Annotated in this window: 25 protein-coding genes and 3 pseudogenes; 18 read left to right on the top strand and 10 right to left on the bottom strand. The window is 33.0% G+C overall.

The window, feature by feature from the left end:
• Positions 1-247: 247 nt before the first annotated feature.
• From FYJ81_RS10385 to FYJ81_RS10370, 4 genes are all read right to left on the bottom strand, one after another.
• Positions 248-385, bottom strand: a complete 138-nt coding sequence (locus FYJ81_RS10385) for a hypothetical protein (RefSeq protein ID WP_107523509.1) — start codon at positions 383-385, stop codon at positions 248-250.
• A gap of 13 nt (positions 386-398) precedes the next feature.
• Positions 399-1,283, bottom strand: coding sequence for a permease (locus FYJ81_RS10380; RefSeq protein ID WP_070704792.1), 885 nt, complete (start codon positions 1,281-1,283; stop codon positions 399-401).
• Between the two features lie 89 nt (positions 1,284-1,372).
• Positions 1,373-1,693, bottom strand: coding sequence for an ArsR/SmtB family transcription factor (locus tag FYJ81_RS10375; protein WP_070704789.1), 321 nt, complete (start codon positions 1,691-1,693; stop codon positions 1,373-1,375).
• 32 nt (positions 1,694-1,725) lie between these two features.
• Positions 1,726-1,926: a hypothetical protein gene (locus tag FYJ81_RS10370; protein ID WP_070704786.1), complete on the bottom strand. Its 201-nt coding sequence runs from the start codon at positions 1,924-1,926 to the stop codon at positions 1,726-1,728.
• Positions 1,927-2,130: 204 nt separating this feature from the next.
• Between FYJ81_RS10370 and arsR the strand changes: the two genes are divergently transcribed.
• From arsR to arsC, 3 genes are read left to right on the top strand one after another with little or no spacing between them, the layout of a single operon-like run.
• The gene (arsR, locus tag FYJ81_RS10365; RefSeq protein WP_070704783.1) at positions 2,131-2,445 is read left to right on the top strand and encodes an As(III)-sensing metalloregulatory transcriptional repressor ArsR; all 315 of its coding nucleotides are present in this window, start codon (positions 2,131-2,133) and stop codon (positions 2,443-2,445) included.
• The gene (arsB, locus tag FYJ81_RS10360; protein WP_192945511.1) at positions 2,442-3,734 is read left to right on the top strand and encodes an arsenite efflux transporter membrane subunit ArsB; all 1,293 of its coding nucleotides are present in this window, start codon (positions 2,442-2,444) and stop codon (positions 3,732-3,734) included. The genes arsR and arsB overlap by 4 nt, the downstream gene beginning before the upstream one ends.
• A 17-nt stretch (positions 3,735-3,751) precedes the next feature.
• Positions 3,752-4,153, top strand: coding sequence for an arsenate reductase (thioredoxin) (arsC, locus tag FYJ81_RS10355; protein WP_107523511.1), 402 nt, complete (start codon positions 3,752-3,754; stop codon positions 4,151-4,153).
• A gap of 19 nt (positions 4,154-4,172) precedes the next feature.
• Here the strand turns inward: arsC and FYJ81_RS10350 are convergent, their stop codons facing one another.
• The 5 genes and pseudogenes from FYJ81_RS10350 to FYJ81_RS10330 form a co-directional block, all read right to left on the bottom strand.
• Entirely contained in the window at positions 4,173-4,514 is a 342-nt protein-coding gene (locus FYJ81_RS10350) for an ArsR/SmtB family transcription factor (RefSeq protein WP_025907459.1), read from the bottom strand.
• 18 nt (positions 4,515-4,532) lie between these two features.
• On the bottom strand, positions 4,533-5,150 hold the full coding sequence (locus FYJ81_RS10345) for a CadD family cadmium resistance transporter (RefSeq protein ID WP_071331183.1): 618 nt from the start codon (positions 5,148-5,150) through the stop codon (positions 4,533-4,535).
• Positions 5,151-5,429: 279 nt separating this feature from the next.
• A complete protein-coding gene (locus FYJ81_RS13245; protein ID WP_226956782.1) occupies positions 5,430-6,257 on the bottom strand; it encodes an ATP-binding protein in 828 nt (275 codons plus the stop codon).
• A 219-nt stretch (positions 6,258-6,476) separates the two neighbouring features.
• Positions 6,477-6,842: pseudogene (locus tag FYJ81_RS13285) on the bottom strand (AlbA family DNA-binding domain-containing protein); the annotation flags it as partial.
• Between the two features lie 70 nt (positions 6,843-6,912).
• Positions 6,913-7,956 (bottom strand): ACP synthase, encoded by a 1,044-nt coding sequence (locus FYJ81_RS10330; protein WP_071331184.1) that lies wholly within the window; start codon positions 7,954-7,956, stop codon positions 6,913-6,915.
• A gap of 137 nt (positions 7,957-8,093) precedes the next feature.
• Here FYJ81_RS10330 and ssb point away from each other — a divergent pair, with 137 nt between their 5' ends.
• The 10 genes and pseudogenes from ssb to FYJ81_RS10280 all read left to right on the top strand — a co-directional run bounded on the left by ssb (position 8,094) and on the right by FYJ81_RS10280 (position 18,174).
• Positions 8,094-8,339: a cassette chromosome ssDNA-binding protein gene (gene ssb / locus FYJ81_RS10325; protein WP_071331185.1), complete on the top strand. Its 246-nt coding sequence runs from the start codon at positions 8,094-8,096 to the stop codon at positions 8,337-8,339.
• On the top strand, positions 8,339-10,126 hold the full coding sequence (cch1, locus tag FYJ81_RS10320; protein WP_154409628.1) for a cassette chromosome replicative helicase: 1,788 nt from the start codon (positions 8,339-8,341) through the stop codon (positions 10,124-10,126). Before ssb ends, cch1 begins: the two co-directional genes overlap by 1 nt.
• Positions 10,127-10,193: 67 nt before the next feature.
• A complete protein-coding gene (locus FYJ81_RS10315) occupies positions 10,194-10,451 on the top strand; it encodes a hypothetical protein (protein ID WP_107523551.1) in 258 nt (85 codons plus the stop codon).
• Between the two features lie 177 nt (positions 10,452-10,628).
• A complete protein-coding gene (ccrA, locus tag FYJ81_RS10310; protein WP_154409627.1) occupies positions 10,629-11,978 on the top strand; it encodes a cassette chromosome recombinase CcrA in 1,350 nt (449 codons plus the stop codon).
• Between the two features lie 20 nt (positions 11,979-11,998).
• A complete protein-coding gene (gene ccrB, locus FYJ81_RS10305; protein ID WP_107523549.1) occupies positions 11,999-13,627 on the top strand; it encodes a cassette chromosome recombinase CcrB in 1,629 nt (542 codons plus the stop codon).
• A 473-nt stretch (positions 13,628-14,100) separates the two neighbouring features.
• Complete coding sequence (locus tag FYJ81_RS10300) at positions 14,101-14,439, top strand: SAUGI family uracil-DNA glycosylase inhibitor (protein ID WP_103388705.1); 339 nt, start codon at positions 14,101-14,103, stop codon at positions 14,437-14,439.
• A 95-nt stretch (positions 14,440-14,534) separates the two neighbouring features.
• Complete coding sequence (locus FYJ81_RS10295; RefSeq protein ID WP_107398351.1) at positions 14,535-14,846, top strand: DUF960 family protein; 312 nt, start codon at positions 14,535-14,537, stop codon at positions 14,844-14,846.
• A 155-nt stretch (positions 14,847-15,001) separates the two neighbouring features.
• Positions 15,002-15,676: a TOPRIM nucleotidyl transferase/hydrolase domain-containing protein gene (locus FYJ81_RS10290; RefSeq protein WP_154409626.1), complete on the top strand. Its 675-nt coding sequence runs from the start codon at positions 15,002-15,004 to the stop codon at positions 15,674-15,676.
• A 94-nt stretch (positions 15,677-15,770) separates the two neighbouring features.
• Positions 15,771-16,052 (top strand): annotated as a pseudogene (locus FYJ81_RS10285) (type I restriction-modification system subunit M N-terminal domain-containing protein); the annotation flags it as partial.
• Positions 16,053-16,425: 373 nt separating this feature from the next.
• A complete protein-coding gene (locus FYJ81_RS10280; protein WP_078099302.1) occupies positions 16,426-18,174 on the top strand; it encodes a heavy metal translocating P-type ATPase in 1,749 nt (582 codons plus the stop codon).
• A gap of 791 nt (positions 18,175-18,965) precedes the next feature.
• On the opposite strand, the pseudogene FYJ81_RS13335 reads toward FYJ81_RS10280, so the two are convergent.
• Positions 18,966-20,119 (bottom strand): annotated as a pseudogene (locus FYJ81_RS13335) (IS3 family transposase).
• 324 nt (positions 20,120-20,443) lie between these two features.
• Between FYJ81_RS13335 and FYJ81_RS10260 the strand changes: the two are divergent.
• From FYJ81_RS10260 to FYJ81_RS10240, 5 genes are all read left to right on the top strand, one after another.
• On the top strand, positions 20,444-22,297 hold the full coding sequence (locus FYJ81_RS10260; protein ID WP_031797731.1) for a heavy metal translocating P-type ATPase: 1,854 nt from the start codon (positions 20,444-20,446) through the stop codon (positions 22,295-22,297).
• Positions 22,298-22,489: 192 nt separating this feature from the next.
• Positions 22,490-22,723 carry a heavy-metal-associated domain-containing protein gene (locus FYJ81_RS10255; RefSeq protein ID WP_031797730.1) on the top strand — a complete coding sequence of 78 codons (234 nt, stop codon included), beginning with the start codon at positions 22,490-22,492 and terminating at the stop codon, positions 22,721-22,723.
• 47 nt (positions 22,724-22,770) lie between these two features.
• Positions 22,771-23,070 carry a hypothetical protein gene (locus FYJ81_RS10250; RefSeq protein WP_026907429.1) on the top strand — a complete coding sequence of 100 codons (300 nt, stop codon included), beginning with the start codon at positions 22,771-22,773 and terminating at the stop codon, positions 23,068-23,070.
• Positions 23,071-23,135: 65 nt separating this feature from the next.
• On the top strand, positions 23,136-23,369 hold the full coding sequence (locus tag FYJ81_RS10245; protein WP_031797729.1) for a heavy-metal-associated domain-containing protein: 234 nt from the start codon (positions 23,136-23,138) through the stop codon (positions 23,367-23,369).
• A 64-nt stretch (positions 23,370-23,433) separates the two neighbouring features.
• On the top strand, positions 23,434-24,141 hold the full coding sequence (locus FYJ81_RS10240; RefSeq protein WP_031797728.1) for a Crp/Fnr family transcriptional regulator: 708 nt from the start codon (positions 23,434-23,436) through the stop codon (positions 24,139-24,141).
• Positions 24,142-24,552 lie beyond the last annotated feature (411 nt).

Below are 24,552 nucleotides of genomic sequence, written 5' to 3'. Positions count from 1 at the left end.
ATACTATCTCATTTAAAGTAATAAATATTGTACAACTCAACTTTTAGCTTTATTTATTATAGGGTTCTGCTTATCAGGTAGTGATGCGGTTTTTAATTAACGTCTTTTTGTTATAAGTCTTAAAGAATATTAAATAAACAACATCATTTTCCTTAACTGAAACGAAAGAACGACAAGTTCCATACTATTACTTTGGAATTTGTCGTTCATTTATTTATTAGAAGCATATATTTTACAGACTTCTAAATTAATTGTTACAAGAATTGTTATTATCTTCTTGCTCTTTTTCATCTTTTTCTTTTTTTTCGTTCTTTTCCTCAATTTCTACCGAACAACATGACTGTTCTTGAGGTTTTATTTTTTTTAATGCGTCTTTAATACCCATTATTTCACCTCCTTTAAATAATGATATTCACAATCAAACCTGTAACAATAGCCACAACTAAAATTGCAATAATGAATGATATTACAAATTTTTTCTTGAATAGCTTAGATAGCAATACGACCTCTGGAATACTTGCGCCAGCACCACCAATTATTAATGCAACTACTGTTCCTAGCGACATACCTTTTGATACTAATGCTTCGGCTATAGGTAACATTGTTTCTGGTCTGATATACATAGGGATACCGATAACAGAAGCAATAAACACCGATATAAAACCATCACCACTTGCATACTTAGTTATAAATTCTTCAGGTATGAATCCATATATAAAGGCACCAATAAATACACCAATAAATAGATAAGGTAACATTGGGTATAAAAATGCCCACGCATCGTTTAATGCTTGTTTAAAACGAGATCCTGTTTTATTAGCAAAAAAGCCATCACCTTTAACATTGACCCCTTTATAACTTTCAGCTAAATTCATTTTTGAAAATACTAAACCTGTTAAAATACTGAAAATTGCTAGTACTACAAAATAAACAATGGCTACTTTCCATCCTAATAAAGCCCATAACATAAATATCATTAGTGGGTTCATTAACGGTGAAGCAATTAAGAAACTCATTGCTGGACCAAAAGGAACTTTGGAATTTAATAGACCTGCAAGTATTGGAATAGTTGAACAAGAACAAAATGGTGTAACAGCACCAAATATCATACCTAATATATAATTGACGACTTCATTAGGTTTGCTCAAAAGCTTTATAATTTTTTCTTCTGAAACAACTTGTTGAATCAGACTTACTATAAAACTCACTACTATAAATAGTAATAATAATTCAAAAAATAACATCAGAAATGTTTTTATGAATTCCATAATTGAATCTATCATTAGTATAACGCCTCCGAATTCATTTAATCAACTTTTCTTGATGTATTAATCAAAAAAAATTGATTAATTCTATGTTATAAAGAAGATACTTAAGGTATCTTACAGCAAGTATCTTCATTTAAAACCACCTGTATTTGTTGCTCATTAATTTTATAATAATTCCATGTGCCATGCTTTTCAGCAATAAGAATATTTGCATCTACTAATTTTTTTAAATGATAGGAAAGTTTAGATTGTTTTAACGCTAATAATTCTTCTAGATCACAAACACATAAAGATTTTGAATCGCTTTGACGTATTGATTGTAGAATTTTAAGCCTGATTTTATCAGCTAGCGCATTAAACATCTGTTCATAAAAGTCTAATTGTTCTTCCTCACTTCTATTAGGACTGGACTTAATAATTTCCATTAAATAATCACCTCTCTTATATATAGATATTTCTATTTTTGTTTGAGTTCTTGTATTGCTTGATTAAAATGAGTTTCTGTTATTTTACCATACATGTCAGGTTCTCCTTTAAAGAACTCATTTTTCATATATGATATAGCTTCTTTTAAAGAAACTTCTCTTGATATCATAATTAGATTTAAGTAGCTAACAAAATAATCAACAGATAATCTACCTGCATGATTTATTCTCATAAAATCGAACTCCTTTATAAAATACTAAAATGATACATCAATTTTTTTTGATGTATTAAATATAAATTATTATTTCAACTTTTGCAAGATAATAAAACTAGTTATTTAGGACGCATTCTAATCTAATACTAAAATTAGTCAAAAAACTACATAGACACAAAGCTATATAGATGTTAATCTATGTAATGAATAGGAGGTATATTTATGTCTTATAAAGAATTATCAGCAATATTAAAAGTTTTATCAGATCCAAGCAGGATAGAAATATTAGATTTACTTTCTTGTGGTGAACTATGCGCTTGTGACTTATTAGAACACTTTCAATTCTCACAACCTACACTAAGTCATCATATGAAGTCATTAGTAGATAACGAATTAGTTACAACACGAAAAGACGGCAACAAACATTGGTATCAACTTAATCATGCTATTTTAGATGATATTATTCAAAACTTAAACATCATTAATACATCTAATCAAAGATGTGTATGTAAAAATGTGAAATCAGGTGACTGTTGATGACTATTTTAGCAATTATAATCTTCTTGTTAACTTTAATCTTTGTGATATGGCAACCAAAAGGTTTAGATATTGGTATTACAGCTTTAATTGGAGCTGTTGTTGCTATCATTACAGGAGTCGTAAGTTTTTCCGATGTATTAGAAGTAACCGGTATTGTTTGGAATGCAACTTTAACTTTTGTAGCTGTTATTCTTATTTCATTAATATTAGATGAAATTGGTTTTTTTGAATGGTCTGCAATACATATGGTCAAGGCTTCAAACGGTAATGGCTTAAAAATGTTTGTTTTTATTATGTTACTTGGGGCAATTGTAGCAGCATTTTTCGCAAATGATGGTGCAGCTTTAATCTTAACTCCTATTGTATTAGCGATGGTAAGAAATCTAGGGTTTAATAAAAAAGTTATTTTCCCATTCATCATTGCCAGTGGCTTTATCGCTGATACTACATCACTACCCTTAATTGTAAGTAACTTAGTTAATATCGTTTCTGCAGATTACTTCGATATTGGATTTATTGAATATTTTAGTCGAATGATTATTCCTAATATATTCTCTCTGATTGCTAGTATTCTCGTTTTATGGTTATATTTCAGAAAATCTATACCTAAAACGTTCGATACAGAAAATCTTTCACATCCTAAAAATGCAATTAAAGATTCTAAATTATTTAAGATTTCATGGATTGTATTAGCAATACTACTTGTGGGTTATCTTGTTAGTGAGTTTATTCAAATCCCTGTATCAATCATTGCTGGTATTATTGCTATTATCTTTGTACTGTTAGCTCGCAATTCCGAAGCTGTGCATACGAAACAAGTAATTAAAGGTGCACCATGGAATATTGTCCTATTTTCAATTGGTATGTATTTAGTCGTATTCGGCTTGAAAAACGTAGGCATCACCACAATTTTAGCTGATGCATTATCCAATATTTCAAGTTATGGACTATTCAGTAGTGTTATGGGCATGGGCTTTATATCTGCTTTGTTATCATCAATTATGAATAATATGCCTACAGTTTTAATAGATGCAATTGCTATCGGACAATCGAATGTAGTTGGAACAATTAAAGAAGGTATGGTTTATGCGAATGTCATAGGTTCTGATTTAGGACCTAAAATAACACCGATTGGTTCTTTAGCAACATTATTGTGGCTACATGTCTTAACACAAAAAGGTGTGAAGATTTCATGGGGAACATACTTTAAAACTGGAATTATCATTACTATTCCAGTCCTATTTGTAACACTTTTAGGTTTATACCTTACACTAATTATATTTTAAGAAAAGAGGCTTTAATTATGGATAAGAAAACAATTTATTTTATATGCACAGGAAACTCTTGTCGTAGCCAAATGGCTGAAGGTTGGGGAAAGAAAATATTGGGTGAAGATTGGAATGTCTATTCTGCCGGTATTGAAACACATGGTGTTAATCCTAAAGCAATAGAAGCTATGAAAGAAGTGGATATTGATATCTCAAACCACACATCAGATTTGATTGATAGTGATATCTTAGAACAGTCAGATTTGGTCGTAACATTATGTAGTGATGCAGACGATAATTGCCCTATATTACCACCTAATGTTAAAAAAGAACACTGGGGCTTTGATGATCCAGCAGGAAAAGAATGGCCAGAATTTCAACGTGTTAGAGATGAAATTGGAAAAAGAATACAAGAATTCAAAGAAACGCTCGTTTAATGTGAGCGTTTCTTTATATTTAAGTCATACATTTTATTAATAATGATTTCATTTCTATATCTTTGATATAATAGTATGCCATTTTCCCATCCTTGTAAAAATTCAGCACGTCTCTTTTATACAGGGCTCTCAAATGATGTGATGTTGAAGCTATACTCAAACCTAATGTTATAGATAAGTCACAAACACATAATTCTTTCTCTTTAATTAGAGCTAATATAATTTTCAGCTTATTCTCATCACTTATCTTTAATAGTGTATTGATAAGCCGTTGAGTTTTTTCTTCTTTTAAAAATCTTAAAGCATAATTCACTTTTTCCTCATGAACACAAATGACGTCACAAATTTTATTGTTACTCATATTAAGTCACACCTTAATTTATAATATAAATCCTAATATCGTTTGTATGGTTTCATTTTCAATAATAATAAATAAGCCCAATGCTATGTAAATAACAGCCATAATCCAACGACTGAATTTCTCAACAATTTCACCCACACCAGGAATTCTAGCTAGTTTTTGTGCTGTGAATACTAAAAAGAAAATTAAAACTAAAAATACAATTAAGGTAGTCAGTAATTCAATAATATCCAATGCTACAAAATAAGGGACAAATAAACCAATATTATCTGCACCACAACTTGCAATTGTCACTAAAGAAACAGTCCCTACTAATTTGGACAAACCTTTTTCGTTTAATTCTTTTTTTGCTCTTTTTTCACCTTCACAATCATCATAAATAGCAACTTTTATACCTAAGTAGATGGGGATCAAACCTAATAAACCTAATATCCATTTCTCTGGAACATAATTTAACACAAAAGCTAAAAATAAACTGACTAATATGAGGATAATCGATCCTAAATATTGACCTATATAAATATCCCTATATTCTTTTCTAGTCTTTGCTCTAGCAAAAAATATTAATAAAATCACTAATAAATCTACCGCAGTTGCAATATAAAGTATTGCCGCAGCTATAATAGTCTGAACCATAGAGCACCTCATTCAAATATACATTTGAATGAATTGTATCATATATTGCATATCTTATGAATAATAAAAATTAGAACCGAAAAGTGACACTTTAACTGATAGTAAGGAGCTGTGTATATACCAGTGATTTATAGATTCTTTGAGAATACGACTTAAAGCGATTTTAATTTGTCAGTTCATTGCATTTTGTTTTTTAACAATTTCACTAATAAGAAGAACCTTATAAAAAAAGAAACCAATTGAGCATTGGTTTCTTTCCTCACTCTTCATTACTCTTCATTATTCCTTTAACGAATAATATTGAGTAGGATCTTGCTTGCTACTCCTGTTCCAAATTAATAATCCTTTTTTAACTAGACCACCTAATATTTTTCTAAAATATGCATCTTTTTTCCCCATTACACTATTTGCTTTCTTTATATTAATTTTATTTGAGGGATATAAATATTGAATGATTTTAATTTCATCATCAGATAAACTATCCATCACTTCTTCAGTGATATAGTCACTAATTTTATCGTTTTTTCTAGTTCGTCTAGTACCTATATTATTTTCCAATTTAAGCTTTACAGACTTATTAGCAGGCTCTGAATACTCTGGTTCTTTTAAAAAATAGTCTTGCATTTCATCATAAATTCTCTTAACACCTTCATTTAATTCTTTTACATAACCAAAATCAGCCATCAAGCGAGCAATCCTAGGGTTTCTAGAAAAACGAGTATATTTTAAATTTTCAAGATTAACCATACTAGGTAATTTACCTGGACTCAAAATCTCTAAGCGATCATCAAACATCAAAATTTTTACACAGTCCCCTGTTATTGAATAGTCTCTATGAACTACTGCATTTACTATTCCTTCAAGCCAAGCGAATTCCGGATACTCAGGCACTGAAATAAATTTCCCATTTTTGTCTAAACTGTTAAAATCCCTTAATTGACTTTGAACTAGTTTTCTAACTTCATCTATTAGAATTGGTAAAGGATACTCAAAATTTTGTTCTTTAACAATATTCAATCTTGAACCCGTTTCTTGTGTAGTACCCTCATACCTAATAAAACGCACTCTAGAATTAGGTATATATTTTTCTGGATTTTTTGCAAACATTAATATTGCTGAATTAGTATAACCTTTTTTATTGGATCCAGTTCTAATATTTAAAATGTCTTCATTTGAAATATCTGAATTCATTACTTCTCTGTACTTATCAAACAAGTCAGTATTAAAGTCATCAGTATCAAACCTTTGATTAATTTCATCCTCATATGACCTTTGACCTTTATCGTATTGTAAAGCGAGAATTCTATCATGTTTAAGTTTGTCGGTTTTGTCAGATTGTCTTAAATACACCTCTCCACTATCTCTAATGGACACTACAGAATCATTTTTAGGCTGTACATCAATTTCTATTATATAATCATCTTCAATGTCTATTTCATGAACTTCAAAATCAATTGTTGGAGTAATACTATTATTAATAAGTCTTTTGATTTATTCAGTTCTTTTCCCCTCATACGCTTTACATCCAGTAATATTACCACTATCACTAATTCCTAAAACTAATTTTCCACCCTCTGCATTAGCAAATCCATTAACATGTGCTATAATTTTTTTATTTTCAATACGTGCTTCCTTTCTATCAAAATGCGTATTTTCCTTATCATATCTATACTTCTCTACTTTATTTATCAAATCACTCCTTCATTAATATCAATCATGTAACTGCTAGAAATACAATTTATATTCATTTTTTATAGATGATTTATTTAAAACCTTCTACAGCTTCAAAAAACAAACTCACATTATATTCAATATTACTACATTTAGTTTTTTGTCTGGGACAATAATATTTTTTATAATTATTAATTTTAGTTCTCATCATATTTTTTTCAATAGATATTGGTGTTTTTACTAATGCTTTCATGGCACTTTGAAATCTAACTACTTGACCCTTCACATATTTATACCTTTGGACAGCTTGCTCTATCAACTTTCTTTTTTTATTATAATCCGTTTCGTCCTCACACTCATCTACTATACTCCTAATCAAACAAATCCTAACAGTTGGTAATTGTATATCTATAAGTAAAATCATCAAATAATCTTGAATAAATTTAATTATTCTCGCCTTATATTTTGCAATAGATTTCTTTTGGGCAATTAGAGATTTCAGATATAAATCAATCAAATAAAATAGTTCATTAAAAAAAGCCCAGGCATACTCCATTTCTAATGCTACATAACTTATCAATTGATTAGGATAATTATAGTAATTAATTTCACTATGTAAATATTTCCAGTGCTGTTGTAAATTTATATAGGATAATTTTGGTCCCAATCGCACATATTCTTTGTCTTTTTTTGAAATAGTATAGATACTACCTAGCTTTGTACTTAATTTTTTTTGCGTCTTATTTAATTTAGATAATTCATCTGAAGTAATAGATGAATTATAGCTCCAAGCTGCATCTTCTTTCTTAATGGCTAATATTGATTTTAGCTGTTCCTCATTTAAAAACGGTTTAAGGCTAAAGTTGTTATTTACACTGTTAATAAATGTAAATAAATTTAAATTGTTATAATTTTTGTTTATATATCTAAATTCTGCATCATCCAACAAGTAATCAAAATCACCTTTACAATATTTTTGCATGAATAATACCCTATCCACCATTTGATACTTATTTAAATCGTTTAAGCTTTTTATCAGCAACACATCTTCATATACTAGATATGACGTATCGTAGTTAATTATATCGATAAAATCATCGCTATAAATAATTACGTCTTCCAAAGTAGGTATCACTCACATACCCCTCCCCCCTATTTTTTGTTCCGCGGCAAATCTATTTCTTTCAATTAAGCTTATTATAGCAATCGATTGAATAGGTGTTAACTTGTTTAATCAGATTGACTCTTTAAAAGTTATTGGAGGAATTTAAAATGAAAAGTAATGCACAAAACTTTTTATACAGAGCATCTATTGCAGTTGCTTATCAATTTCCTGAGAATAAGTGTTTTCATTATAGTGATTTGCGTAAAAGCGTGAATCATATGTGCAATACGGCTGATCAGCAAGAAGCTGCAAGACGTTTTGCATACTGGGTTAAAAATGCTGATGTACCATTTGTTATAGTCGATCACACTTATCCTATCACATATAAAAAAGTGAAAGGTGGTAACAACTAATGGCTAACAATATCTTCGAGCAATATCCATACTGGTTAGATTCAACTGCATGGTATGAACTTATTCGAGCAAAAAACAAAAATGACGAAGATAAGATAATTCGTTTATCTAGTCCAATCATCATAGAAAACAAATTTCTCGACCCTACTACAGGGGTTGAGAAATTGACTATCACGGATGGCAAAAATATTGAACGTATTGAAACATCAGATATTCTAACGACACAAAAGTTACCTAGACTGGTTATGTTTGGGTTCAGCATCAATGAAAAGTACATTAAATCGCTAGGTAATGCACTACAATTAATGCGTCAATCACTGCCCATTTCTACATTGTATACAGGTGTAGGTGTCTTAAGTACTGATGAAGGTACTGTCATTTCATTAGATGAACCATATCTTTCAAAAGACATCGAGCAGTCTCAGGCTCATGAAATCATTTGTGAAACAAAGTATGACTTACAACCTAAAGGTACATTTGAAGGCTGGTGGCAAATGTATCTTGATGAAGTAAAAGGAAACTTGTTACTGGAGCTTGCTGTGATATTTGGTGTTTCTTCATTAGTGACTGCGTTCTTAAAAACAAAGCATGAAGTCGAATATTTTGGCACGATATTTTCATTTATGGGGAACTCTAGTACGGGTAAATCGACTGCAGCGGCATTAGCAGTTTCAATAGCAGGTAATCCATCTAAAGGTGACCAAACATTATTCAGAGGTTGGAACGGCACCCGTAATGCAATTGAAGGATACTTAAGTAATAACTTTGGTGTTCCTATTGCCTTAGATGAATTATCAGCAGCTACCTTTAAAGATACAAATGGTCTACTTTATTCCCTAGCAGAGGGGCAAGGTCGTCTACGTGCTAATCGAGAAGGAAATGTAAAAAATCCTCACCACTTTGGATCTAGTGTGATTAGTACAGCAGAACACACAATATTCAAAGATGCTAGTGCAAATGATGGTCTCAGAGCAAGATGCATCGAAATTTCTGATGTCTTTACAACAAGTGCTGACAATGCAGACGCCATTAAAAAAGGAACATCCAAAAACTATGGACACGTAATGCCATTAGTAGCTGAATATCTTCTAAATCGTGAATCTGAAGTAATCAAGTGGTTTCATTATGAACACGATTGGTTCAAAACGCAGCTTAACAATGAAACAAACAATGTAGGCATACGTATGTTTAAGCGCTACGCCATTATTACGACATCAGCAAGAATATTAGCACGTGTAATTGCGACACCCATAGATTTGGATGCAGTAAGAGAGTACCTAATTAATTATCACGCTGATTCCGTAAGTGAAAGGTCCTTGGGGGCTAAGGCCATCGATGTAATTGTGCAGTTCGTCATGAGAAATCGTGGGAAATTTGCTGAAAATAGAAAACTCTCAACAATGATTGAAAATTATGGCCTTATTGAGCTGAAAGACGACCACATTCAAGTCAAAATGCTTAAAGATGTTTTTAAACATATGTTGGAAGAGTATCAGTTCCAAGATGTGCAAAATGTCGTCAATGCGCTAAGAGATAAAGGACATATTCAATCCGACCGAGGTCGTCAGACAACAAAGCGAAGTGTAAAAAATGCCCAAGGAAAATCCAAGACGATAGTATTCTATGTTCTTCAATTAAGTACTGAGCTTGCCCCTATTTTCGGCTTAAGCTCTAATACTGAAACTTTTACACCACCGCAATTTGATGGTAATACAAATCCAGATTTGCTTAATAACTTTATGAAACAAGCGAAAGAAAAAGAAGCAAATGATGATTTAGACCTATAAATTTGAATATTATACCGCTACAACGCGCTATGCGTTGTAGCTCATTAAATTAATCGGAGGCATAAAAATGAAAACAAACGTCAACTTATTAAATTACACAATTACTTCAGTAGAAGTCGATGATCATCAAAAACCTATTGTCGTTAATTATATCGACAGATACTACCATATTCAACAATATGTGTTAAATGAAACAGAACAGAAGCTACTAAAATTTTATCACTTGTACCCTGAATTCATGAATGAAAAAGAGATAACTGAACATTTTATCCCAAGTACACGGCTAGAACGAATAACAATGCAACAAGTTATCAATTCAATATAATTTGATATTTGGAGGTTGAACCATATGGACGAATTAATCACATTACTCGCTGATTTAGTGATTGAAGAAATTAATCATGCTGATGACTAATAATAACGCCCAACACCAGGCAGGTGTTGGGCTCATCTATAAATTCGTTCATAAATATATATTATCACTTCGAAAGGAGGAAACACGATGAAACAAGCAATTGGTTACTTACGACAGAGCACTACAAAGCAACAATCCTTAGCAGCACAAAAACAAACCATCAAGACATTAGCCGAAAAACATAATATTCAACACATTACCTTTTATAGCGATAAACAATCAGGACGTACTGATAAGCGGAATGGTTATCAACAAATTACTGAACTGATTCAACAGGGACAATGTGACGTATTATGTTGCTATCGTCTGAATCGACTTCATCGTAATCTAAAAAATGCATTAAAACTCATGAAATTATGTCAAAAATACCATGTCCATATCTTAAGCGTTCATGATGGCTATTTTGATATGGATAAAGCATTCGATCGGCTCAAACTCAATATTTTCATCAGCTTGGCCGAACTAGAATCTGATAATATAGGCGAACAAGTAAAAAATGGAATCAAAGAAAAAGCGAAACAAGGTAAAATGATTACAACACATGCACCCTTTGGGTATCACTATCATAATGGTACTTTCACAATAGACACAGTAAAAGCACCAACAATAAAAGCTGTGTTCAATTATTACCTTCAAGGTTATGGTTATAAAAAAATTGCGCAATACTTAGAAGCTGATGATAAATTCATTAATCGTAAGCCCTATCAAGTGCGTAATATTATCCTTAACCCTAATTACTGTGGCCGTGTTATCAATCAATACGGACAATATGAAAACATGTGTCCTTCTATTGTTTCGACAAGTATATATGAACAAGCTCAAGCGATACGATCACAAAAGCAACTCAAACGGACATCATCAGCTAATCAACTCAAACAAAAAATCAAATGTCCTTATTGTGGTTCAACGTTGACTAATATAACCATTAGAAAAAAGCGCCGTACATTACGTTATTATGTCTGTCCACAAAATATGAATGCATCTCGTTTTGTCTGTGAATTCAAAGGAATCAACGCACAATCATTAGAAGCGAGTGTCTTAGCTACATGTCAAGACTTCTTTCAAAATCAACAGTTGTATTCAAAAATCAACCATACAATTCAACAACGACTCAAAAAACAAAAAGACATAGAAGCTAAAACTACACTTACGCAAGAACAACTGATAGAAAAATTAGCCCAATGTAAAATTGATGCAGAAACATTCAGAGAACAAACGCAATCATTATGTCAACAATCCAAACCTATATCATCAATCCATACGCATCAAATTCGAAAAGCTTTCCAAAATGTCATTCAACAACGTCTCACGCTAAACATGTTGTACCCCTATATTGATGAAATTAATATTTCTAAAAACAAAACCCTTGCGGGGATCTATTTCAAAAATGAACCTCTAAACATTGTCAATCAAACTACGCAATCATCGATTGCTTAATCAGAAAGGATGAAAAAATCATGCAGCAACTCAAACAAAAACGTGTCGGTATCTATGTCCGGGTATCAACAGAAATGCAAAGTACTGAAGGATATAGTATCGATGGACAAATCAATCAAATTCGAGAATATTGTGATTTCAATAACTTTGTTGTTGTAGATGTATACGCGGATAGAGGTATTTCTGGAAAATCTATGAACCGACCAGAACTACAACGTTTGTTAAAAGATGCGAACGAAGGTAAGATCGATTCTGTTATGGTCTACAAAACAAACCGACTAGCACGTAACACTTCTGACTTACTCAAAATTGTTGAAGACCTTCATCGTCAAAATGTCGAATTCTTCAGCTTATCTGAACGTATGGAAGTTAATACAAGCAGTGGTAAACTGATGCTACAAATACTCGCAAGCTTCTCTGAATTTGAACGCAATAACATTGTCGAGAACGTATTCATGGGCCAAACTAGACGTGCACAAGAAGGCTACTATCAAGGGAATTTGCCTCTAGGATATGACAAAATACCTGATAATAAACACGAACTGATGATTAATCAACATGAAGCGAATATCGTGAAATATATATTCGAATCTTATGCCAAAGGACATGGTTATCGTAAAATTACCAATGCCCTCAATCACAAAGGATATATTACTAAAAAAGGTAATCCTTTTAGCATCAATTCAATAACCTATATCTTAGTCAATCCATTCTACATTGGTAAAATTCAATTTGCGAAGTACAAAGATTGGAATGAAAAGCGTCGTAAAGGACTGAATGATAAACCTATTATAGCTGATGGTAAACACCCTCCTATTATTAGTCAAGAATTATGGGATAAAGTCCAATCACGCAAAAAACAGGTCAGTCAAAAACCTCAAGTTCATGGGAAAGGAACCAATCTATTAACAGGTATTATTCACTGCCCACAATGTGGTGCACCAATGGCAGCTAGTAACACAACGAACACATTGAAAGATGGTACTAAGAAGCGAATACGTTATTATTCTTGTAGTAACTTCCGAAACAAAGGCTCAAAAGTATGTTCTGCGAATAGCGTTAGAGCCGATGTCATTGAGAAATACGTTATGGATCAAATAATTGAAATTGTCAAAAGCGATAAAGTTCTCACACAAGTTGTCGAACGTGTTAATCAAGATAGTCAAATTGGTATGGATGCACTTAACCATGATATCGCATATAAGCAACAACAATTTGATGAAATAAACACTAAACTAAAAAATCTAATTCAAACCATCGAAGATAATCCAGACTTAACATCTGCACTCAAACCAACCATTCATCAATATGAAACACAACTCAATGACATTACAAATCAAATGAATCAACTCAAGCACCAACAAAATCAAGAGAAACCATCTTACGATACGAAACAAATCGCTGTCCTATTACAACGAATCTTTCAAAATATAGAATCCATGGATAAATCACAGCTCAAAGCTTTGTACCTAACGGTTATTGACCGTATTGACATTCGTAAAGATGAGAATCATAAAAAGCAATTCTACGTTACACTAAAACTTAATAATGAAATTATTAAACAACTTTTCAATAATAATAATCTAGACGAAGTGCTCCTCAGCACTTCGTCTTTATTTTTGCCTCAAACACTCTACTTTCAAATCTAATATCTATGTATTGTCCTTTCGTCATTCAATAACACCTATCTAATAAACATCTTCAGCAACCTAAGCAGTCATAACTCAATGTGAAGCTTATATTGATATGACGAAAGAACATCCCAAAACAAAATACAAGTGGGATAGTAACGGTATTGGATAACTTCATGTATAAGAAGGATTACGCAAGCGTAATCCCAAAATCCCATTATTATTTATAAATAAATAATATAAAAGAAAGAAGTAAGTTGTCATTACACCTACTAATCCAAATGATATATAAATATATAGCTATATTTCCCGAGAAATGAGCGGGATAACGGGATTTCCTTGTCATATCAACAATTGTCATGACTTTCGATTGGGATATTTTCTGTTTTACAGTGGGATTTCTAGGCGAAACAAACGTTATTTCAAACTTATATTATCAAAATGATGTATCACATGACTACATCAACCAAATACATTAGGAGGTCATAACCATGACATTAGAACAACAACTCAAGCATTATATAACCAACTTATTCAATCTGCCAAAGGAAGAAAAATGGGAATGTGAATCCATCGAGGAAGTCGCTGATAATATCCTACCTGACCAATATGTAAGGCTTGGTCCACTTAGTAATAAAATACTTCAAACCTATACCTACTACTCTGACACACTTCACGAAAGCAATCTCTATCCTTTCATTCTCTACTATCAGAAACAGCTCATAGCCATAGGCTATATCGACGAAAATCACGATATGGATTTCTTATACCTACACAACACCATCATGCCCCTTTTGGATGAACGATACTTACTAACAGGAGGACAATAAAATGCATAAATATATCAAACTAACACAATTAGTCATAACTATCCTAAGCGAAATCATTACATGGATGAAAGAATCAGAACGAAAGGAAAACGCTTATGAATAAATATATAACACGGGGGATTGCCAATAGCTTACCTATCTCCTTACAAAAACAATTATGGCAACTCGTCTCTGAACGTGAAAACGGACAGTCCAAGGAACTAGAAGCAATAGATTACTTTCATATCTTCCAGTTCAACATGCACAATAACCAATTATATATCAAACACCAACAAGAACGACCAGCGTACGTAAAAACGCATAAGGCAAATGTCAAACAGTCTATCGATATCAATAAGGTCTACATTATAAAAGAAGATGACGTAGACCTTTCTTATTACATTATGTTATTACCAAATGAATATTAAGGAGATAAAATCAATGGAAAATATCACAAATAATTATCAGTACCCACTCGACAGCTTTTATAAATGAAACTGATATAAATAATATTCTTCTAATCGAAAGAGATGTTTTACAAGGAACATATATCGATTACAATAAAAAAGATAAAGTCAAACTATTGGAAATAAATCAAATCATGGGTATAAATTTATTAGATACTTTAAGAATAAACATTAATTCGACTGTAGTGATGGTAGAAGGTAAAACCGATAAAATTGTTCATCAATACATCTACCACAGGTTATTTCCTAAAAAGAGCTTAACATTCATTGAAACAGAAGGAGCTGATAAAATTTCAGATTTTATTACTGTGTATAAAGAGGTATTTCCTAATCCACCACTAGGAGTTCTAGACTATGATAAAAAAGGATTGGAAATGGCAAAAAAAATTCAAAATAATTTTAATAGTGATTATAATAATAGGATAATTTTAAATAATAATAAATCTATCAAAGAGTCAAATTTGGATGAAAAAATCGAAGATGAATACTCAATACAACTTGAAGATTTATTTGAGAAAGAATTTATTATTGAGTGTATCTCTGAATTGCTAATTGAAGATGAAATTTCAGATACCTTAAAAGAAGATTTGGAAAGTTACCAGAATTTCAAGTCTTTCGAAAATGTAATTAAGAAGAAAAATATTATGAAAAAAGACTCTAAATATCATATTAATAAATATTCATTAAATCTTTTGATTATTAGAAAATTAAAAGAACTAGATGAACCCAATTTTCAAAAAACAACGTCTAAGTTCCAAGAAATATATATTACTTTAAACAAAAAAAAATAACACTTAGGTTAATGTTATTATATTTAAAAATACAGGCATATAATTATTTAAATTTTGATATATTTAAATTAAAAATATTTAAGAGGTGTTATTAATGGCAACTATAGGTTTTGAAGAAAAATTATGGCAAGCAGCAGATAAATTGAGAGGAAGCATGGATGCTGCTGAGTATAAAAATGTAGCGTTAGGTATTATATTCTTGAAATATGTATCTGATTCGTTTGAGGAAAAATATGAAGAATTATTGAATGATGAATATGCTGATGAAGAAGATAAAGATGAATACTTAGCAGAGAATATATTCTGGGTTCCTAAAGAAGCACACTGGACATATATCAATGAAAACTCTAAGAAACCTGAAATCGTTCAACTGATTTCTAACGGTGTGAAAAAACACAATAAAGCAGCAATCATGGTGACACACGATGAACGTATGCTTGAATACTGTGACCGCGTGTTCCAAATGAACGACGGTAAGCTTGAACCAGTGATAGATTATTAAAATATTAACTCTGCTACAGACAAAATGCAGCAGAATTTTTCTTTGTAAATCTATATACATATACGGGGTATATTCATTGAATAAAACGCTATATATGATATAATATGTAAGAAGATTTTTATTTTTCAGACAGCCTTAAAAAAATCAAAACGGAAGGATTTTTATCTTGTTCAACTACTTATTTACAAACAGGCAGGGGCAGTTTCTCGTTGCAGGGATTATCTTTATAATCCTCGGATTTGCATTGATGCCGGTAGAGGGTATCTACAGTTCCATTGCGTTTTACATCGCAATTTTCTTTCTCGGTTTCTATGCATCCAAGAATGCGGTCATCGAGACGATTAGAGAACGTTCACCAAACGTTGACTTACTGATGATTCTTGCTGCTATTGGTGCGGTCATCATCAATTATGAGTCAGAGGGTGCACTGTTACTTCTAATCTTTGCGGGTGCTGAAGTGCTTGAGAACTACGCGACTAGTAAATCCACAAAAGCCATTTCTGAACTGATGTCCCACCTTCCTTCAACAGCAAGTAGAATCGGGGCTGATGGAGAAATTACGGAAATTCCTACAGAAGAACTGATCCAAGGCGATATCGTCCTTGTTGCTAAAGGGGAACAAATCCCAATCGATGGACAGGCAGACCGTCAAGTATCGGTTAACGAAGCAGCGCTGACAGGGGAATCTGTTCCGGTTGTAAAAGAAAAGGATGAAGAAGTTTTTGCCGGTACGGTAAACGATGGCAACTCGTTTAGATTAACTGTAACGAAAACGAGTGATGATACGATCTTCTCGAATATCGTGCGTATGGTTGAAGAAGCACAGCAAAGACCATCGAAACTATCGAAAACCATCGATCGAATTGAATCGAAATATGTAATCTCTGTTTTAATCGGGGTACCGGTGTTTATCGCTATCCTTTACTTCTTTAATAATTTAGGATTTGAAGAATCATTCTACCGTGGAATGGTCATGCTGACAGTAGCAAGCCCGTGTGCGCTCGTTGCATCGGCAACACCAGCGACACTGAGTGCGATTAGTAACGGTGCGAAAAACGGTATTCTGTTTAAAGGCGGTGCCGCGATGGAGGCACTGAGCACGATGGACATTCTATATAGTGATAAGACAGGAACACTCACATACGGTGACTTCGTCGTTGAAGAATACGCAGCGGATGAAGATACATTAAAAGAAGTGGTAACGATTGAACAACACTCGAGTCACCCGATCGCAGAAGCGATTGTGAAGAAGTTTAAAACTTTAGATTTAGATAGTGTCGATGACAGTGAACCGGTAGAAGAAATCGTCGGCAGCGGAATGAAGAAAGGCGATATCATCGTCGGTAAACCCGATGCATTTAAAGACTACACAGACCCATCGAACTACAGAGATCAAATCATTGCTGGAAATACGAATATCTTTGTCGGAGAGAGTGGACAAATTACTGGATACTTCTCGCTGGCAGACCAAGTCCGTGATGAAGCAGTACATGCCGTTGAAAACTTCCAGAACTCTGACATTGAAGTCGTACTCTTAACAGGAGATAATGAAACTGTTGCAGAAAAAGTTGCTGGAGAAGTGGGCATCACAGACTACACCGCATCATGTCTCCCTGAGGACAAAGTACGCTTTGTAAATGAAAGTCAGAAGAAGAGTAAGATTGTCGGGATGATTGGAGATGGAATCAACGACGCACCCGCACTGGCAAACGCTGATATCGGTATTGCAATGGGAAGCGGATCATCCGTTGCGATGGAATCATCAGACGTCGTAATCGTTAAAAACAACTTACAAAAACTATTCTATAGTTTCATGTTAAGTAATCGACTCAATCGCATTATTTTAGCAAATATTATCTTCTCTATTAGTGTGATTGTTATACTTGTATTATTAAATATATTCGGACTCCTAAATCTACCAACAGCAGTGCTCTTCCACGAAGGATCAACGATACTCGTTATCCTAAACGGATTAAGACTATTAAGAGCGAAATAATAGTATATTTATCTACTGTAAAGAGGAATACACCTTGTATAAATCAATATTGCTCGCTGCAGACGGTTCGGAAAACAGCCTGAGAGCAGCAGAAGAATCAGTTTTCCTAGGCTCAGACGAATCGAGTTTCGTTAATGGACAGGTCTTGCAGTAGACGACGGAGGGACTGCATACTAAGGAAATTAAATGAGACATAAAATAAAGGAAGCCATTTCTGGCTTCCTTTTAATTTTAATTAAACTTCGCATCACTTATGATAACTCTCTGATTATCACACCCAAATTTAACTAAAAACCGCATCATCTACCGATAAGCAGAAGCATATCATAAATGATGCGGTTTCTTATAAAATTAAACAAGGAAGAAATTCAAGATTTATAATGAATTTCTTCCTTGTTGATTCAAATTTTTAATCGCTTATTTTAAAATATTCGAAGACATTATATCAGTGTAGAATAAAATATTAATCAAAATACAATTGTTGGACTAATCTGTTTATTTTTGTTTTGTCATCGCTGACCGATAAAAGAAGATTAATATCTGTTTTTGATAAGTTTGGCAATTTGACTCTGCTGAGGTATTTCTTTTGATAACTAATATATCCTCCACCAATATAATAGCTAGTTAATCTCATAAAATCACTGATTATATCACTATTTAATATCAGGCAGAGTGGATCTATGTCAAGAATACGGACACAGTAAAAAGAGAATTCTACCGCGCTTCGCTTGCTTGCCTCGCGATTCATATTCTTTTAAAGGACCAAAAGTATATGAATCGCGAGGATGTTTTTATGCATATTTTTTCTCAAATTCAATTGGACTCATATAATTTAGTGTCGAATGAATTCTTTTTGAGTTGTAAAAAGTAAGAATGTATTCCATAACACTGAACATTGCTTCATCCCTTGTTTTGTAGTCACAATGGTGAATTAATTCTTTTTTGATAATACTATGAAATGATTCTATACACGCATTGTCATAACAGTTTCCTTTTCTACTCATGCTTGTTTGAATTCCTTTTTCTTTAAGTAATGTCTGATATTCTCTGATATTCTATAGAAGCATATTGACTTCCACGGTCTGAATGATGAATCAGTCCTTTTCTTGGTTCTTGTATTGTACATGCTTTTCTAAAGGCTGATAACACAAGATCTTTAGTCATTCTTGAAGACATTGACCATCCAATAATTCTTCGTGAAAATAAATCCATGACTGTTGCTAAGTATAGCCAACCTTCTCTCGTGTATATGTACGTTATATCTGCGACCCAAACACTTCCTAATCCGGATACTTTAAATGATTGGTTTAATATATTGGGATATACAGGAAGTTGATGTTTGGAATTTGTTGTAGCCTTATATTTCTTTTTTGTTATTGATTTAATACCTAATTCATTCATTATCTTACTGACTGTTCTTTGTGTGACCGTACATCCTTTGCTTCTTAGTACTTGTGTAATTTTAGGACTACCATAACGTTTTTGACTTTGAATATAAATTTGATAAATATGTTTTTTCAATACATCATGTCTAATTGTACGTTTACTTGGTTTACGATTCTTCCAACCATAATAGCCACTTTTTGAAACACCTAACACTTCACACATCTTTATAACACGAAATTCATGTCGGTGTTCTTCAATAAACCTGTATATTACTTCTGGTCTTTGGCAAAGATGTGCATAGAGCCTTTTTTAATATCTTATTTTCTTCTTCTAGCTCTTTTAATCTTTTTTGTAGATCAACTTCAGACTGTTTCTTAGGGGTACGTCTACCACTACCAACAAATCCTTTTTCACCTTCTTTACGATAAACACTTAGCCATTTGGTTAATGTTTGAATAGGGATGTCTAAATCTCTTGAAACTTCTGTTGCTTTTCTACCAGATTCTACTAACTGAATTGCTTCCATTTTAAAGCTATGATCATATTTTCTTTTAGACATAACGAACACTCCTGTAAATTGATTACTTTCATTATAGCTTAATTTATTATCAATTTACTGTGTCCGTTATTCAGTCTAGCATCATTGATATTAAGCCAATCCTACCGTTCCCTAAAAAACAGGACACTCAAAACCAAGACATCTTTATTGTATGTTCGATAATATATAAGAGTTATTCAGTAAAACAGTTAGATTTGTTTTGCTGTTCTTTTATAATTTTTCACTTTTACAATAGAACTTGATACTAATCAATTTTTATTTTATAGAAACATCCTATACTAGAGTCATCAACAAGGAATACAAATGAAATTGGAGGGAATCAACATGCAAAGATATATATTAAGTAAAAAGAATTCCATTACACTGGTCAGTGCAATTTTGATTGCACTTGCATTCTTCGGACGATTTTCCTTAGACAACATGGCCATTTTCAATTGGTCGCTCATCATTGCATCCATTCTTGGTGTGGCGCCGATTGCAATCCAAGCCTATCAGGCATTAAAAGTAAAAGTTGTCAGTATTGATGTTTTAGTTACCATTGCAGTTATTGGGGCAGTATTGATTCAAAATTATGAGGAATCAGCCATCGTTACTTTCTTATTCTTATTTGGTTCATACTTGGAGCAACGTACCTTGAACAAAACACGTTCTGCCATTAAAGAATTAACAGAGCTGGCACCAGAAAGTGCTTTAAAGCAAATGGAAAACGGAGAATTTGAAGAAGTAGATGTCAATGATGTAGACGAAGGTGATATTTTATTAGTTAAAACGGGTGCAAAAGTTCCGGTAGATGGAACAGTGTTAACTGGTGAAGGTCACATTAATGAAGCAAGTATTACTGGAGAATCTTTACCTGTAAGTAAAAAGGTTGATTCTGAAGTATTTGCAGGATCTATCTTAGAAAATGGAACGATCCAAATTCGAGCTGATCGCGTTGGAGAAGATACAACATTTGGTAGAATTATCGAATTAGTGGAAGAGGCACAGGATTCCAAATCAGAAGCAGAACGTTTCATTGACCGATTCTCTAAATATTATACACCAGCTGTGTTAGTCCTTGGTTTTATTGTTTGGTTTTTCTCAAAAGATATTGAACTAGCTATCACGATTCTTGTTTTAGGATGTCCAGGTGCATTAGTTATCGGGGTTCCTGTATCCAACGTTGCCGGTATCGGAAACGGTGCACGTAATGGTGTCCTCTTAAAAGGTAGTGAAGTTATCAATGACTTTAGCAGAGTAGATACTATCGTTTTTGATAAAACAGGAACATTGACAGTAGGAAACCCTGAAGTTGCCGAAAAAGAATTTTACGGAAAAAATACTGAAGAGGTTCTAGGATATTTAGCAAGTGTGGAGCGTGAATCGGACCACCCACTAGCGAAAGCTGTCCTACAGGATATTGGCGAGACAACTTTCTCTACTGTTGAAGAAACCGAAGTCGTTAAAGGTGGCGGAATTGTAGCAAAAATAGGTGTTCATCGTATAGCCGTTGGTAACGTAGCATTAATGGAAAAGGAAAATGTGAAATTAAGCGAAAAAGCTAAAAAAGACGTCGAACGCTTTGAGAAAAATGGGAATTCTCTTGTGTTAACTGCGGTCGACGGAGAATTAAACGTTCTGATGGGTATTCGGGATCAAATCCGTCCAGGTGTTAAAAAAGATCTTCAAAAACTGAAAAAACTAGGGGTCAAAAACCTTGTCGTTCTTTCTGGGGACAACCAAGGAACCGTAGATTTAGTTGCTCGAGAACTTGGGTTAACAGAAGCACACGGTCATATGCTTCCAGAAGGAAAATCTGCTTATATCGAAAAAATGCAAGCAGAAGGCGGGATCATTGCCTTTGTCGGTGACGGAGTGAATGATAGTCCTTCATTAGCCTTAGCAGATATCGGAATCGCCATGGGAAGTGGAACAGATGTTGCAATTGAAACATCAGATGTTGTTTTAATGAATTCTGACTTTAGTCGTTTACCACACGCATTAGGCTTAACAAAATCAACTTCAAGAAACATGAAACAGAACATCGCCATAGCAGTTGGTGTGGTATTAATCTTACTTGCTAGCCTACTATTTAGTGAATGGATGAATATGTCAATCGGGATGTTGGTTCACGAAGCAAGTATCTTAGTAGTCATCTTGAATGGTATGAGATTGCTTCGATACCGTTTGAGAGGATAAATTTAATAGAAAGCGGTCTTGACGAATGATAAAGGGGAAGTATTCAGGTAGGAAGAACAAAATACTCCCCTACTTTTTCTTGAAACTTGATTTGCGTCAATTTCATTTCGTTGAACCTCAGCTATACTTAAATTGTAAAGAAGAAGAGGGAAAACAAAAAAGTCAAAGATAAGATGAAAGGAGAAATAATTCATGCAAAAAGCAGTTATTCAATTAGAAACATTATCTTGTCCATCTTGTATGCAAAAGATTGAAAATGCGGTGAAAGGATTAAATGGGATTAATCAAGATAGCTTAAAAGTATTATTCAATGCCAGTAAAGTAAAAGTAGATTTTGATTCAGAAACGATCACCGTTAACGATATCAAAAAGGCAATTGAAGACTTAGGATATCCCGTTGTTAAATCAAAAGTAAAATCTGCCTAAGACAAACACACATAACAAAAATTATATATAGAAAGAGGGAAATAATAATGTCTGAACAAACATTTAACGAAGTAATAACAAACCATTTTGAAAAACTGGATTTATACACCACTGCAATTACACGGGCCCATGGTAAGAATCACCCAGAAGCCTTTGAAGTACGTGAATTGTTTGAAACAATTAGTGGAAAAGTAAAAGACGCAGGTACGAACAAACCTGACTTAGATGCTGAATTTGCTCAATTACGAAAAATCACAGACAACTACACCATTCCTGGAGATGTATGTGAAACGTATGCAGGCACATTCGAGATGTTATCAGAAGTAGATAAAGCATATCAGGCTTAAAGTAACTCAAAAACAAAAGAATAGATTGGTTTACGGTCGTTAAAAAATGAAGGGGGAAATGATTTATGCAAAAAGCAACGATTCAATTAGAAACCTTATCTTGCCCATCTTGTATGCAAAAGATTGAAAATGCGGTGAAAGGAATAAACGGTGTGAATCAAGATAGCTTGAAAGTAATGTTCAATGCAAGTAAAGTAAAAGTAGATTTTGATTCAGAAGCAGTCGCTATTAACGATATCGAAAAGGCAATTGAAGACTTAGGATATCCTGTTGTCAAATCAAAGGTAAAACCTGCTTAATCGAGTGAATAGAAAGGAAGCCTAAGATGCCCTCTTAGGCTTTTTATAAAAAGGAGAGGTTATTTTGGAACAAAACCAATGTTGTCATCACCAACATGGACATGCAGAATGTATTCGTATTGTTCCTATTTTTAACCATTTGAAAGACTCACAAATGGATTTGATTGCGGAATCTGCCAAGACACTTCATCTACAAAAAGGGGAAATGTTATTCCGTGCAGATGAGGAAGATGATACCTTATATATTATCAATTCGGGTAAGGCTCGGATTTATCGCTTATCGGATTCTGGAAAAGAACAACTTGTTCGCATTTTAAATCCCGGTGATTTTACAGGTGAAGTCGCTATTTTCCAACCTGGAAGTATTCATGAGAACTATGCGGAAGCACTACAAAATACATCCATTTGTTTAATTAAACGAGAGGATTTACAAGAGTATTTGGTGAAATATCCGCAGATCTCATTAAAAATACTGTCAGAAGTAACGATGCGTTTGAAGGATTCTGAAAAACAAACCACACAAGTAGCGATTGAAAATGTAGAAACCCGCATTATATCCTTTTTAGCTGAGAATGTTGAAAAGGGAAGTGGCAATAGTCCAACGATTATCTTACCAATGTCCAAAAAGGATTTAGCCTCGTATCTTGGTACCACACCAGAAACAATCAGCCGTAAATTTACTAATCTAGAAGAACTTGGATTGATCAAACGGTTACCGAAAAAGAAAATTAAAATAATGGATTTAGATCAATTGTTACTTCATACTGAATGAATATAAGAGGGTAGCGTGCCATTATCTAACGGGTTAAGTTTAATAGTACAAAACATAAAATAACAAACCTTTTAGCAATCCAATTAGCATATAAAATGGATTGCTAATTTTTGTTGGTTTAACAATGTCTATCTACAAAAAAGAAAGAAAAATGGCTCCTTATTTGACACTTATTTTACCAAGATGACATAATTTTGTGTCAACTTCATTATTTATTGCATTATCTAATCTTTTCACTCCTTGAATTTTTACAATAGACATTATTCATCACTTTCTTTTCTATATTGGTTCTTCATCTTTTGTGGTGGGATGGCATGAAATGCTATCCCGCCTTTTATGTTTTTAATCATTTTAGATACAAAAAAAGCGCTCATGCCTCTATAATTTTAAGTGACCAAACAAAAAATCGAG

Origin of the sequence: Staphylococcus sp. McC-251-APC-3A2 (genome assembly GCF_009695665.1) — a bacterium.
Taxonomy (GTDB): domain Bacteria; phylum Bacillota; class Bacilli; order Staphylococcales; family Staphylococcaceae; genus Staphylococcus; species Staphylococcus cohnii.
This window is presented reverse-complemented; position numbering and strand designations above follow the sequence as displayed.

Excerpts from the sequence above, each read along its gene's own strand:
- FYJ81_RS10255 (WP_031797730.1), top strand. The coding sequence starts at position 22,490 with ATGCAAAAAGCAGTTATTCAATTAGAAACATTATCTTGTCCATCTTGT.
- FYJ81_RS10315 (WP_107523551.1), top strand. The coding sequence starts at position 10,194 with ATGAAAACAAACGTCAACTTATTAAATTACACAATTACTTCAGTAGAA.
- FYJ81_RS10250 (WP_026907429.1), top strand. The coding sequence starts at position 22,771 with ATGTCTGAACAAACATTTAACGAAGTAATAACAAACCATTTTGAAAAA.
- FYJ81_RS10295 (WP_107398351.1), top strand. The coding sequence starts at position 14,535 with ATGAATAAATATATAACACGGGGGATTGCCAATAGCTTACCTATCTCC.
- FYJ81_RS13245 (WP_226956782.1), bottom strand. The coding sequence starts at position 6,257 with ATGTTTGCAAAAAATCCAGAAAAATATATACCTAATTCTAGAGTGCGT.
- FYJ81_RS10375 (WP_070704789.1), bottom strand. The coding sequence starts at position 1,693 with ATGGAAATTATTAAGTCCAGTCCTAATAGAAGTGAGGAAGAACAATTA.
- FYJ81_RS10245 (WP_031797729.1), top strand. The coding sequence starts at position 23,136 with ATGCAAAAAGCAACGATTCAATTAGAAACCTTATCTTGCCCATCTTGT.
- ccrB (WP_107523549.1), top strand. The coding sequence starts at position 11,999 with ATGCAGCAACTCAAACAAAAACGTGTCGGTATCTATGTCCGGGTATCA.
- FYJ81_RS10280 (WP_078099302.1), top strand. The coding sequence starts at position 16,426 with ATGCCGGTAGAGGGTATCTACAGTTCCATTGCGTTTTACATCGCAATT.
- FYJ81_RS10300 (WP_103388705.1), top strand. The coding sequence starts at position 14,101 with ATGACATTAGAACAACAACTCAAGCATTATATAACCAACTTATTCAAT.
- arsR (WP_070704783.1), top strand. The coding sequence starts at position 2,131 with ATGTCTTATAAAGAATTATCAGCAATATTAAAAGTTTTATCAGATCCA.
- FYJ81_RS10380 (WP_070704792.1), bottom strand. The coding sequence starts at position 1,283 with ATGATAGATTCAATTATGGAATTCATAAAAACATTTCTGATGTTATTT.
- cch1 (WP_154409628.1), top strand. The coding sequence starts at position 8,339 with ATGGCTAACAATATCTTCGAGCAATATCCATACTGGTTAGATTCAACT.
- FYJ81_RS10345 (WP_071331183.1), bottom strand. The coding sequence starts at position 5,150 with ATGGTTCAGACTATTATAGCTGCGGCAATACTTTATATTGCAACTGCG.
- ccrA (WP_154409627.1), top strand. The coding sequence starts at position 10,629 with ATGAAACAAGCAATTGGTTACTTACGACAGAGCACTACAAAGCAACAA.
- arsC (WP_107523511.1), top strand. The coding sequence starts at position 3,752 with ATGGATAAGAAAACAATTTATTTTATATGCACAGGAAACTCTTGTCGT.
- FYJ81_RS10370 (WP_070704786.1), bottom strand. The coding sequence starts at position 1,926 with ATGAGAATAAATCATGCAGGTAGATTATCTGTTGATTATTTTGTTAGC.
- ssb (WP_071331185.1), top strand. The coding sequence starts at position 8,094 with ATGAAAAGTAATGCACAAAACTTTTTATACAGAGCATCTATTGCAGTT.
- FYJ81_RS10350 (WP_025907459.1), bottom strand. The coding sequence starts at position 4,514 with ATGAGTAACAATAAAATTTGTGACGTCATTTGTGTTCATGAGGAAAAA.
- FYJ81_RS10260 (WP_031797731.1), top strand. The coding sequence starts at position 20,444 with ATGCAAAGATATATATTAAGTAAAAAGAATTCCATTACACTGGTCAGT.
- FYJ81_RS10385 (WP_107523509.1), bottom strand. The coding sequence starts at position 385 with ATGGGTATTAAAGACGCATTAAAAAAAATAAAACCTCAAGAACAGTCA.